The 12,484-nt window shown below is 60.3% G+C and carries 7 protein-coding genes; 2 read left to right on the forward strand and 5 right to left on the reverse strand.

The genetic code is table 11. The features are described from left to right. Positions 1-8: 8 nt before the first annotated feature. From HY795_08820 to HY795_08840, 5 genes are all read right to left on the reverse strand, one after another. Positions 9-3,254 (reverse strand): PAS domain S-box protein, encoded by a 3,246-nt coding sequence (locus HY795_08820; protein MBI4805323.1) that lies wholly within the window; start codon positions 3,252-3,254, stop codon positions 9-11. A 116-nt stretch (positions 3,255-3,370) separates the two neighbouring features. Next, positions 3,371-5,158, reverse strand: a complete 1,788-nt coding sequence (locus HY795_08825; protein MBI4805324.1) for a response regulator — start codon at positions 5,156-5,158, stop codon at positions 3,371-3,373. Between the two features lie 147 nt (positions 5,159-5,305). Beyond that, on the reverse strand, positions 5,306-5,695 hold the full coding sequence (locus HY795_08830) for a sulfite exporter TauE/SafE family protein (protein ID MBI4805325.1): 390 nt from the start codon (positions 5,693-5,695) through the stop codon (positions 5,306-5,308). Between the two features lie 33 nt (positions 5,696-5,728). Next, the gene (locus tag HY795_08835) at positions 5,729-6,973 is read right to left on the reverse strand and encodes a sulfite exporter TauE/SafE family protein (protein ID MBI4805326.1); all 1,245 of its coding nucleotides are present in this window, start codon (positions 6,971-6,973) and stop codon (positions 5,729-5,731) included. Positions 6,974-7,028: 55 nt separating this feature from the next. After that, positions 7,029-7,550 carry a 4Fe-4S dicluster domain-containing protein gene (locus HY795_08840; protein ID MBI4805327.1) on the reverse strand — a complete coding sequence of 174 codons (522 nt, stop codon included), beginning with the start codon at positions 7,548-7,550 and terminating at the stop codon, positions 7,029-7,031. 486 nt (positions 7,551-8,036) lie between these two features. Here HY795_08840 and HY795_08845 point away from each other — a divergent pair, with 486 nt between their 5' ends. Both HY795_08845 and HY795_08850 read left to right on the forward strand, forming a co-directional pair. Beyond that, positions 8,037-10,118: a molybdopterin-dependent oxidoreductase gene (locus tag HY795_08845; protein MBI4805328.1), complete on the forward strand. Its 2,082-nt coding sequence runs from the start codon at positions 8,037-8,039 to the stop codon at positions 10,116-10,118. 134 nt (positions 10,119-10,252) lie between these two features. Next, a complete protein-coding gene (locus HY795_08850) occupies positions 10,253-12,481 on the forward strand; it encodes a transglycosylase SLT domain-containing protein (protein ID MBI4805329.1) in 2,229 nt (742 codons plus the stop codon). The last annotated feature ends 3 nt before the right edge of the window (positions 12,482-12,484 follow it).

The following is a 12,484-nucleotide window of genomic DNA, read 5'->3' on the forward strand; positions in this document are numbered from 1 at the left end:
TTTGGGAATCAGGAGGGCCTGAAATCCTTGCCGAGCAGAGCCTGGGCCTCCTCACACGGCACAGGTTTGGAAAAGAGGAACCCCTGCCCGTACTGGCAGGCCAACCCCTTGAGGCCGTCCCACTGTCCGTGCATCTCCACTCCCTCGGCGATCACCTCCAGGCCGAGGTTATGGGCCAGGTTGACTATGGCCCCGACGATATCCGCGTTCTCCTGGCCTTCGCTCATCTTGCCCACGAAGCTGCGGTCGATCTTCAGGCTGTCCAGGGGGAAGCTGTGCAGGTAGGCGAGAGACGAATATCCCGTCCCGAAATCGTCAATACTTATCTTCACACCAAGGTCCTTCAGGTGGCAGAGCATTCGCGACGCGAATTCCGCATTCTCCATGACCTTGGTTTCGGTTATCTCAAGCTTGAGTGACTCCGGCGGGATGCCTGTCTCCTCCAGGACCGCCCGTATTTCATGCACCAAATCCAGGTGCATGAATTGTTTGGCGGAGAGATTCACGCTCATGGTCAGGGTTTCATCCGCGGGCAGCAGCTTCTGCCAGAGGGCAAGCTGGCTGCAGGCGCTTTTGAGCACCCAGCTGCCGATGGGCAGGATGAGACCCGTTTCCTCGGCCAGGGGGATGAACTCGCCGGGAGGGGTAAGACCGCGCGTGGGATGGTTCCAGCGGACTAGCGCCTCGAACCCTTGGAGCCGCCCGGTTTCCATGTTCACTATGGGCTGGTAATGGAGCAGGAACTCCTTTCGCTCCAGGGCCAGCCTGAGGTCGGTCTCCAGCTGCAGTATAGAGGTGGCAGCCTGATGCATGGTCGGGTCGAATATTTCGTACCGGTCCTTTCCCAAAGTCTTGGCCCGGTACATGGCGATGTCGGCGTCGCGGATGAGGTGCTCGGGCCGTTCGTAGGTCCAGGTTTTGAGCACCACCCCGATGCTGGCGGAAGTGTACATCTGGCGGCCTTGGATCTTAAACGGCCTGGAGAGCTCGTCGTTTAGCCTGCTGAGCACCCGAGTGGCGTCCAATGTGCCGGATATGTCATCCACCAGCGCCGCGAATTCATCCCCGCCGAATCTGGCCACGGTGTCCATGGGACGAAGCGCCTGCTTGAGCCGGGCCGAGACCTCAACCAAAAGAGCGTCCCCGGCCATGTGCCCCAGGCTGTCGTTAATGATCTTGAATCGGTCCAGATCCAGGAAAAAGACCGCGAACCGGTAGCCGTGCTTGCGCTGGGAACGCCTGAGCGCCCATTCCAGCCGGTCCATGAACAGAATCCGGTTGGGCAGACCGGTCAGGGCGTCGTGAAAGGCCTGATGCCTGAGCTGCTGCTCCACGTTTTTACGAGCGGTTATGTCCTGGACCTGGCCTTCGTAGTGCTGGAGAACGCCGTCCTCGTTGCGCACTTCCCAGGCACTCTCGCTGACCCACACCATCACCCCGTCTTTGCGGTTGATTTCGGACACGAAATCCAGCACCTGCCCGGATTCGGAGAGGATCTTCCTGAATTCTTCCCGGCGGGCCCGATCGACATACAGCTGCTCGGCATGATCGCCCAGGTCCTCCATGAGCGCCTCGGGCGAGGAGTAACCGAAAATTCGCGCCAAGGCAGGATTGGCCGAGAGGTAGCGGCCGTCGGGAGTGGTCTGGTAGATGCCTTCCAGGGAATTTTCGAAAATGGAGCGGTATTTGGCTTCAGCCCGTCTGAGTTCCTCTTCGGCCCGTTTGCGCATGGTGATATCGCTCACCGAACCCTCGTAGTACAGGGGCTGCCCGTCCTCCCCCCGCACCAGCCGGGCGTGCTCGCTGATCCAGATAATCTTGCCGTCCTTGCGATACACCCGGGACTCGAAACCGGACACCCGGCCATCGCGCGCCATGATCTCCTTGAACTCGTCACGCTTGTCAGGGCGGACGTAGAGCATGTTCCCAATATCCGTGATCTCTTCAATGAGCTGTGTGGGAGAATCGTACCCGTAAATGCGGGCCAGAGCGGAGTTGGTTGAGATGTAGCGTCCGTCCGGAGTGGTCTGAAAGATGCCTTCCTGCGCGTTTTCGAAAATGGCCCTGAACTTTTCCTCGGCAAGGCGCAGACGCTCCTCGGCCAGTTTGCGGGCGGTGATGTTCTCCACCGTTCCTTCCAGGAAACGCTGGGAACCTGACGCCCCCTGCACGATCCTCCCGCTTAGCGCCAGCCAGATGGGCTGCCCGTCCTGCCTGTGGGTCGGCACTTCGAAACCGGACACTTCACCGTTTTGCTCCAGCAAACTCCAGAGTTCGCCGCACTTCTCGGGATCGTCCAGGAAGAGCTCGCACAGGTCGGGACGGGCGAGCAGTTCGTCGGTGGAGTTGCAGCCCAGAATGTCTGCCAGGGCAGGGTTGACCATGGTGAGCTTCAAATCGAGCGTGGCCTGGAATATGCCCATGACCGCGTTCTGGAAGACGCCGCGATATCTCTTCTCGGCAACGCGCAGCGCTTCCTCTGTTTTCTTGCGGGCGGTGATGTCCGTATAGATCCAGAAAAGACCGACGCGGATACCGCCGGCATTTATGGGGCTAACCACCACCAGCACATGGACCCGTTCCCCGTTTTTGCGCACCCGGACCGTTTCGCGCTGTACCATGCCGTCCTTGAACGCCCTGTTCCGCAAATCACTCGCCTCGTCCAGCATGTCCTGCGGGACAACCAACTCCGAGAGCGAACGCCCTTTGACCTCGCACGGCGTGTACCCGAACAGTTCCTCGAACCCCCGGTTCACCTCTATCACTTCGATATCATTGCCGGTAATGGCGATGGCCTGGGGGGAATTCTCAAAGAGCTGTTCAAAAAATGACCGCTGCAGAAAGAGAGAAGAGTCTTTTCCGGAAGCCGGAAACTCCGGCAGGCTGCTTCCAAGCACGCGCCGCAGGCTTTGGACCAGGTGATCGGTGTCGTCGAGCCCCACCCTCTCCAGGTACTGAAGACCTTCCGGAAGGGAGTCGTTCGCACCGGCGGCGGGATCTTGAAGCAAGAGAACCGGGGAGTCCGGACTCTTGGAGCGAATTGTTGCGAGAGCCTCTCTCATCGTGGTTCCCGGCAGGTGCGTCCCGGCCAGGACGACGTCCCAATCGTGAGAAGAAAGGCGCGTTTCGAGCGAGGCGTGTGAATCCACCCAGGCATAGACAGGAGAAAAACCCGCTTGCGACAGGATGCCCACCAGGTCTTCCGACACTTTCTCAAGGGCGTGGAGTATAAGGACACGGAGGCTGGATTTCACTACGGTCTCGGTAGCTGGAGGGTACTTCTACTCATGCACCAAAACGTCACTCCGAGGGTCCTTACGACCAACGAGCTCGAAAAGCCACCTAAATAAGTCGTATTGAATTCGGCAGGTTATATTGCCCTTGTCATTTCCTCCGCTGTCTGTTGCGCATGGAGGGAAAACTCACGCACCGCATGCTTGAAGGCCTCGAGCGCAGGGGGAATTCGAGTGGTATCGGACTCGCGGAGCGCGGATTCAAGCTCCAGTGAAGCCCGGCTGAGCTTTTCTCCCCCAAGGTTCGCCGCCAGCCCCTTGATGGAATGGGCCAGAACAACAGCGTCACCGGTCGCCCCGGATGTGATGAGTTCGTCCATGAGCTGCCCGGACTCCTCATACTCCCGCAGGAACCCCGTGAGCAGGCGGGCATAGAGTTCCCGGTTGCCCATAAGCAGGGCCAGTGCATGCCGGGAATCCATGGCGGCCGGTTCCCGCTCGCCACTGCGCCGGAGGGAGGCAAGCCGCAAGGCGGCGAACAGTGAAGCAGCGTCAATCGGCTTGGTGAGATGGTCGTCCATTCCCGCTTCCAGCGAACGGATTCTGTCTTCGTGGGAGACGCGCCCGGTGAGCGCGATGACAGGCAGATCCTTGCCACCCGGCAGTTCACGGATGGCCTTCAAAGTTTCAAACCCATCCATGTCCGGCATGGCAATATCAAGCAAGACAGCGTCGAACTCTTCACGCCGGAGCGCCTCCACGGCCAGAAGTCCGCTCTCGGCCACGGTCGCTACAATTTCCGCATGCCCGAGCACTTCTCTTGCCGTGTGGCGACCGAAGGGGCTGTCGTCCACTATGAGCACTCGCATGCCGGAAAGCCCCTCTACCAGTTCTGACAGGCTCTGGAGGTCGTTGCTATCGGAAAACGTCCCCGGTTTCCCCCGTGTTTTGGCATTCCCGCATTTAAGCCCACCGCCGTTGTTCTTTACCAATGCCCGGCTGAACTCTTTGGGAGGTTCAAGCCCCTTGGAAATTTGCCTTCGCTTACGGATTTCCTCTCCGAGGCCTTTGTTGACCATATTAAGCTTTGCGGTACGCAACGGCACCTGCGACCGTATTCGACCAGCTTGACGCAAGTGCAAGAAAAGTAGCACCGACATGGAAAGGGCAATGGCCGTGCCCCCAACATACCCTTCCCAGTATCCTCCAAGGCTCGCCAAGATTTCAGTCCTGCCAAGGAGCAGACGCAGTGTAACTCCCTTGATGTGCAACGGACGGACAGTGGTCATCGCCTTCCGTAAATACTCTCCGGACAGCAGTTCCCAATTATCCGATGCCCCTGCCCGCACCTCGATTCCATAGCCGTAGCCATATTCCGCCAGGGTTCCAAGCCCAGCAAGCTTCTCTGCCGTTTCAAGAGTCATCACCGCTGTTACGAAACCCAAGAGACGGTGTTGCCTCCCCTGTTCCTCAAAAACCGGGGCCCTGCCCATGAATCCGGTCTGGCCAGAGTGCAGCCTAAAAGGCCCCGAGAGCGTTGCGACGGATTCCTGGCTCTCACCGCCACTTGCAGCCCCGTGTTTCTCGGACCCAACCTTTCGGGAGGCGGGTCCAGGCGCATCCTCCGACGTGAACCCCATGGTTTCAACCCCGGGAAACGCCGCCCGGACAGCCGTGGCGGCTGTGTCGAAATTGCGTCTGTCCAGCGTGTCCTGGCTTATCAATGTGGCCAGCATTTCAGATGCGCGCAACAGCCGGGAGAGGATTTCCTCCAAGGTCTCGGCCTTGTGGGAACAGAGGACATCCAGTTCGGCGCCGAGCCTTTCGCGCTCCGTGTGCAACCGTGTGAGGCCATGCCAATGGGTTACCCCCATGACCAGCGCAAAGAGAAGAACGGGAGGCAGGAGTGTTTTTAGTTTGTCCATGACAGCCTGTTGCCGCACGGGTTGGGAACAGCTGCCCGTGTCCGGACCCAAAATAACTACAAGCGCCCAATGCTAATGTAAATGTAGCCCAATGAAAAAGCCCCGCCGTTTCGGGCGGGGCTTTTTGGTAACAACGACTGCAAGAACCTAATACACGCCCAACAGGGAAAGGCCCAGCAGGGTGAGCCCCACCACGGCCACGCGCTTCACCATCAAGGGGCTAATGCGCTTGGCGATCTGGGGGGCGATGAAGCCGCCCAGGATGGCCGCCGGGAACATGATGAGGAAGAAGGTGAGATCGAAATTGCCGAACTGGTAATGGCGTACGGAACTCATGAGAGTGTTGAACGCGATGGCCAGAAGCGAACTTCCCACCACCAGATACATGGGCAGGCCCAGGACAACGGTCATGAGCGGCACCATGAAGGGACCGCCGCCGAAACCGAACATGGAGGCCACGATGGCCAGAATGAACGCTCCGATGCAACCGACGATGATATTGACCTTGAACTCCTGGCCCCAGAATTCCACTGTGATATGCATAATGATGCTCCTTGATCCTTTTCCGGGTTAGCCCTTGGCCTTGGCCGATTCCTCAGCGCGTTTCTTGAACTCCTTGAGGATGGCCTGCTCTTTCTTGTTCCTTTCCAGATAGCCCGGGGTGGTCTGCCAGAGCATCAGGGCTGCAAGAATCAACAAGATGATGCCAAAGACGAACTTGAACTGGTCCAGAGTGATGAGCTCGGTGAGTTTGGGCCCGATGAAGCCGCCGGCGGCCATGGCCAGACCCATGATTATTCCGAGTTTCCAGCTGATGAACTTGATCTTGGTGTAGTTATAGACGCCCGACATCTGGGAAAAGAGCACTGTGGGGGTCACGGTTCCGGCCACGATGGTGTGGGGCAGGGCAGGCCAGATGGACAGGAGGATGGGGTTCAACAGGAAGCCGCCGCCCGCGCCCATGAGCACACCAAAAATACCGATGCCCAGGGTGAGCAGGAAGGGCCAGAACACGTTCAGGGAGGTGCCTGCGCCGGACATGTACATCACCGGGAAGGAAATTGCGTTGTCCACCACAACGGGTTTGGACTTGAGGTCCTTATCCGAAAATGCCGTGATGGTGTACTTTCCAGGGGCGCTGCCGTCAGGGATTTTCACCTTACAGGTGTAGGAGCCGTCCGGCTGCACCTGCACCGTGGGGGACAACAGCTTCCCCGGGGTGCGGAACCGGGCCTTCACCAGCTGCATGGAACGGCGTTTGTTCTCCTGGGGGTCCAGGGTCGCGAGCTTGTCACCGCGCGAGCCGAGAATGGAGGCCATAAACGAGGTCTGGTATGCGTCGATGGCGATCTTGGCAGGAACGCTGTAGGCCACGTCCGCGCCAAGTTCTTTCAGAGCGTCTGAATACGGGAACTTGCGCCCCTGAGCCTTGAACTTCTCAAAGACCTCCTTGGTGGAGGTGGGGGTGTAGATTTGATAGAAAGCCGGAAGGTCCTGGGTGAGGTAGAGCTTGTAGGGACGCTTGCCTTCCTTGTCCGGGCGGTCGTCGAAGAACACTGCGCGAACCTTGCTCTCGTTCGCCACCTCTATATACACGGGTTTTCCGGGCTGGGTCTTGCCCGAAACGGTTACCTCGCCGCCGTTGCTGAGTGAAGCTTTGTCAACGGAGAGGCTTAAGCCCCCGGCCGCATCCGCTGCCGGCGCGGCCTGAGCGGGAGCAGGTTTTTGATCCTGGGCTTGGCCGAAAGGCACGTAATAAGACGCCATGACGAGGCACAGCATTACCATCGCCACAATTGCGCGTTTTCTCGACATAGGCTGGGGCTCCTTATTGCGATGTTTCGATGCGTTCTATCCGTGAAACCGGGCGTTACACCCCCGGCTCTTCGAGCTGGTGCTTGAGCAACTTTTCTCCCCACTGGGAGCGAATGGATTTCGAGGCCTCGTTGGGCCTGACGAATTCCAGGGCGTGTGCGGTACAACCAGTGACGCAGGCGGGGTTCTTCCCGGCGTCGATGCGGTCGCGGCAGAAATCGCATTTAATGGCCTTGCCCGAGGCCTCGTCCCACTGCGGAACGTTCCAGGGGCAGGCGATGATACAGGCCTTGCAACCAACGCACAGCTTGGGCTGCACGAAAACGATGCCGTCCTTCTCGCGCCTGGTCATGGCCCCGGTGGGGCAGGCGGAGACGCACCAGGGCTCCTCGCAATGGAAGCACGGCATGAAAAGACTCATGATCTTCGGCTTGCCGCCCTTGCTCACTGGCCCGACGCTCACCAGCTGTCCAAGCCTTGCCCCGAGCGGCACCCTGTTCTTGGATTTGCAATGGACTTCGCAGGCCTTGCAGCTGATGCAGCGCTTGGCGTCCGTTTTGATGTAATAAAGGCTCATTCTCACCCCCGCTCCGGTCGGGGCGCACAGCTGTTTCGGAACCTCATGGATCGCGAACCCAGACGCCGCCCGTTATTCATAAGAACCATCTATGAGTAGCTTGAGAAAACTCAACACCGTCGATGCGAAAGGCAAAACATTACATACATGAAAGGATTCCCGCAAGGCAAGGCCCACCCCCACTTCCAGCCTGTCAGCGCGTGCCGCACCGGACATTATGATCCAAGCATGCGATAATGCCAGATCGCAAGGCCTCGCTGCGGCAATTCCACACATCTGCAGTATGATTTCCACTCATCAATCCCAGTTGGAACTATATACAGATTACAGGGAACACAGGCAACCCATGTTACTATTATCCCAATCTCCATGCAGTCTTGTCATGTTTTTTCGGAACTGCTACGGACAGGAAGAAACAGTCTGGGCCCGGATCGTTCATAAGAGAGCCGGACTTTGTTCCCAAGACGATTATGCCAGGAGGTCTTCATGTCCAAGAAGGAAATCTTCAGCGTCTGCGGTATGTGCACCGTGCGATGCCCCATAATGGTGGACGTGGAGGACGGCGAGATCCGATTCATCCAGGGCAACCCCCACTCTCCCCTCAAGGGAGCCCTTTGCGCCCGTGGCGCGGCCGGCCCGGCCCTTGAGGCCGACGCCGAACGGCCCCAATACCCCATGATCCGCCAGGGGGCGCGCGGCGAAGGCAAATGGGCCAGGGTCAGCTGGGATGAGGCTCTGGATTACGTCGCCGCGAAACTAAAGGAGCTCATGGACCGCCACGGTCCGCGCACTGTGCTTCTTTCCGACCGGGGCGGCCCCTTCGTGGACCTGCACCAGGGATTCATGCGCGCTCTGGGCTCGCCAAACTACTGCAACCACGACGTGGCCTGCGCCAGGAACGTGCAGCACGGCTGCCGCTCCGTAACTGGCAGGCCGCGTACCGAATTCGTCTACGACTACTCCAACGCCAAGCACATCGTTCTCCAGACCCGCAACATCTTCGAGGCCATCAACGTGGCTGAGGTCAACTCCGTGCTCGACGGCATCGGCAAGGGCTGCGAGCTGACCTGCATCGACATCCGGGCCACGGTCACCGCCAGCAAGGCAGACAACTTCTTCATGATCCGTCCGGGAACGGACTACGCCTTCAATCTGGCCGTGATCCACGAGCTTTTGCACAAGGGCCTCTACGACAAGGCCTATGCCGAAATGTGGATCAAGGACCTGGACCGCCTGCGCACCTTCGTTGAGCCCTACTCTCCTGAGTGGGCGGCCCGCGAGTGCGGGGTGGAGGCCAAGGCCATCTCCACCCTGGCCAAGGACCTCTCCAAGGCGGCGCCCCACGTCATCTGGCATCCGGGCTGGATGGCCTCGCGCTACAAGGACTCCTTCTACGTCTGCCGCACGGCCTACATAATAAATGCCCTGCTGGGCTCCATCGGGGCCAAGGGCGGCCTGCCCATCGCCAGCACCCCAAAGGATGTGGGCAAGCAGGGGATCAAAAAGCTCGTGGACCTCTTCCCCAAGCCCGAGGAGAAGCGTGCCGACGGCGTAGGCTGGAAGCTCACCGCCCACGATGCCGGACCAGGCCTGGTGCACAAGGCCTTCGAGGCCATCGACACCGGCGACCCGTACGAGGTGAAGGCCTACATCGCCTACCGCCACGACCCGCTCATGGCCATGCCCGATCCGGACGCCATGCGCCGCGTGTGGGACAAGCTGGACCTTTTGGTGAGCGTGACCTTCTCCTGGTCGGACACCGCCTGGTATTCCGACGTGATCCTGCCGCTCTCGCCCTATCTTTCCCGCGAATCCATCGTGGCCCAGAAGGGTGGGCTCAAACCCCAGTTCTTCTACCGCCAACGCGCTTTGCAGCCACGCTTCGAGACCAAGGCGGACTGGGAGATCTTGTGCGGGCTGGCCGAGCGGCTAGGTATCGAGGCTTTTGCCTTCAAATCCATCGAGGACATCTGGGCGTATCAGCTCGAAGGCACGGGCTACACCATCGACGACCTGGCCAAGAAAGGCTTCGTTGGGCTTGCCAGCGAGCCGCGCTATTTGCCTGTGGAGGAGCTGAAATTCGCCACCCCTTCGGGCAAGCTCGAGATGGTGAGTGAAAAGTGGGAAAAGGCCGGGTTCGAATCCCTGGCCCCGTATACGTCTCCCGACAAGCCAGAGGGCGACAAGTTCCGCATCGCATTCGGCCGGGTGGGCGTCCACACCCAGGGACATACCGTCAACAACCCCCTGCTGGCCGAGCAGTTCAGCGAGAACGTCCTGTGGCTGAACGCCGAACGCGCCAAGGCTCTGGGTATCCAGGACGGCGATCTGGTGGAAATTTCCTCCAACGGCTATTCCGGCAAGCTCAAGGCCTTTGTCACCGAGTTCATCCACCCCGAGGCGGCCTTCATGGTGCACGGGTTCGGGCACGACCTTCCCGTGGAGACCCGGGCCAAGGGCAAGGGAGTTGCCGACAACCGGCTCATGCCCGGCGGCTTGGCCGTGGAATCAGCTCCTGGCGGAGGCCTGGCCATGCAGGAGTTTTTCGTCACCGTGCGTAAGGCATAAGCTTCACCAGACAACAAAGATTCTCCAACACTCAGGCGCGGCGTGCATCAGCATGCCGCGCCTTTCAATTTTGCTTCTCCCCCCGCCGTCTTTTGCCTTTGCCCCCAGGAGCGATTCGGCCTAAAAAACTTCGCATGAAACGTCTGCTCATCCTGGCTGCCGCCCTGTTCCTGCTGGCCAATCCGGTTCTTGCAGCCGAATCCGTCCAGGACCTGCCTATGCCCCGGCCTCTGTCCCAGCCTATTGCCGGGCTCGCGGAAAAGATGAAGACCCTTGCGGCCAAGCCTCGCACACCCGAGAACGCGCTGGCCCTGGGCATCATGCAGGCCCTTTCCAAGCAATATGCCGAAGCCGGCCAGACCTTGGCTCCGGTGAAACAATCCCTCCCCTCCATGGCCGGATGGGCGGGACTGTTCCTGGGCTATGCGAAGTTCCGGGCTGGAGATTACAGAGGGGCGTTCGCCGAGTTCGACGCCATTGATCCGGCTGAGCCGGCCATCGGGCCGGAAGCCCTTCTCCTCTCCGCCTACTGTCTCGACGGGCTCGGCTCCCCTCAGGCCCTGGAGCGCTACCAACGTTTCCTGGCCTTGGGCGAGCACCCCATAAGGCCAGCGGCCTTGTGGCGGGGAGCTGCCACGGCCGCAACGGCAGGAGACTACACCACGGCGCAAAGCCTGCTGCGGGAACTGTACCTTACCGGGCCTTGGACAGCTTCGGCCGAGAAGGCCGAGCCCCTGGCCCGGGAACTGTTCAGGGCCGGACGCATTTCCTATTCATTAGACTCCCCGGACGCCCTGCGCGAGCGCATCGAGGTTCTGCTGGACAAGTCCCAGACAGCCAAGGCCCAGGCGCTGATCGACCAGTACTCCAGAACTCCGGGAGCGGATCAGGCCCGCGCGCTGTACCTGAAGGGCAAGGCGCTCTACTCGAAGCGCGACACCCAGGCAGCCATCCAGCATTTCGAGGACGCCGCACGCCTCTCAAAGGAACCTGTCCTGACGGCCTGGTCCATCTACCACCAGGCCAGGGCCTACTGGCGCTTCTCCGGACCGGAAGACGCCGCGCGCATGGAGGAGCTTCTGTCAGAAAGCCTGCGCCGGGCCCAGACCCTGCCCAACGGCGCCGACCTGACAGAGGCAGCCCGCCGACTCCTGCTGCTTACCCGCATAGAACGTGGCAGGTTCCAGGACGCCCTGCCCATGGCCACAGCTCTGGCGTCTCCGGGTTCTGTTCCTACCGAAGCTCGGGAACAGGCCGCCTGGCTCTCTGGGCTTCTCCGCTTCGCATTGAGCGACTTCTCCGGAGCCGAAGCGGATTTAGCCGCATTCCTAGCGTCATTCCCCAATTCCGACTATGCCCCCGGTGCCCATTACTGGAGTGCAAGGGCCAAGGAGGCCGCCGGGGACCCGGCTCGAGCCGTGGCTGGGCTGCGTACCCTGCTCGAGCGCTGGCCAAACGGATACTACGGCATGCTGGCCGCCAACAGGCTGGCCGCCATGAAGGGGACAGCCACAGCACCAGCGGCTTCGGCACCCGTGGCCGACGCCATCCAGCCTGGTCTGGATACAAACACGCCAGCAATCCCGTTGGAGGCCATGCCGGTTTCGCCCAAAACAGCAAACCCTTGTCAGGCAGTGAACGCCCTGAGCGCTCCGGATGAGGCCAACCCCTCCCTGGAGCGTGCGGCCATGCTTCAGGCCGGGCTCTTGCCGGAACTGGCCGAACGCGAACTGGCCGCCCTGAACGCCAAAATGCCCAAGGACCCGGCCGTGGCCATGCGGTACGCTAGGTTGGCCACGGAGCTTGGCAATCACATAAATGCCGTGCGCGCTACGTCCCGAGCCTTCTGGGGCTGCCTGGCCAGAGGATCCCGCCAGGAGCTTCAGCCACTTCGCGACATCGTCTACCCCAATCGCTTCCAGGACCTCATCCTTCGCAACCTGGCTGGAACAAGCGTGGACGCGAACATCATCCGGGGGCTCATACGCCAGGAGAGCTTTTTCGAGCCGGAGGCAGTGTCCGGAGCCGGAGCCGTGGGGCTCATGCAGGTGCTGCCTTCCACAGCCAGAACACTGGCCGAAAAGCTGGGGGAGAGAGGATTCAAGGCTGAGAGCCTGAAGGACCCGGCCGTGAACGTCCGTTACGGGGTGCGGTATTTCCTGGAGCGCTACGAGGAGTATGGCGGGAACCTGGCCCTGACGTTGGCCAGCTACAATGCCGGGCGGGTGAAGATCGGAGTGTGGCGAGAATTTCTGGGCGGGCTTGATCAGGAGCTTTTCGTGGAGTTCATCCCCTATACGGAGACCAGGGACTACGTGAAGCGGATTCTGGGCAACCAGGCCATGTACGCCCTGCTGTACTGAACC

The organism is Desulfovibrio sp., assembly GCA_016208105.1.
In the GTDB taxonomy this organism is placed as follows: domain Bacteria; phylum Desulfobacterota; class Desulfovibrionia; order Desulfovibrionales; family Desulfovibrionaceae; genus Fundidesulfovibrio.

Excerpts from the sequence above, each read along its gene's own strand:
- HY795_08825 (MBI4805324.1), bottom strand. The coding sequence starts at position 5,158 with ATGGACAAACTAAAAACACTCCTGCCTCCCGTTCTTCTCTTTGCGCTG.
- HY795_08835 (MBI4805326.1), bottom strand. The coding sequence starts at position 6,973 with ATGTCGAGAAAACGCGCAATTGTGGCGATGGTAATGCTGTGCCTCGTC.
- HY795_08840 (MBI4805327.1), bottom strand. The coding sequence starts at position 7,550 with ATGAGCCTTTATTACATCAAAACGGACGCCAAGCGCTGCATCAGCTGC.
- HY795_08845 (MBI4805328.1), top strand. The coding sequence starts at position 8,037 with ATGTCCAAGAAGGAAATCTTCAGCGTCTGCGGTATGTGCACCGTGCGA.
- HY795_08850 (MBI4805329.1), top strand. The coding sequence starts at position 10,253 with ATGAAACGTCTGCTCATCCTGGCTGCCGCCCTGTTCCTGCTGGCCAAT.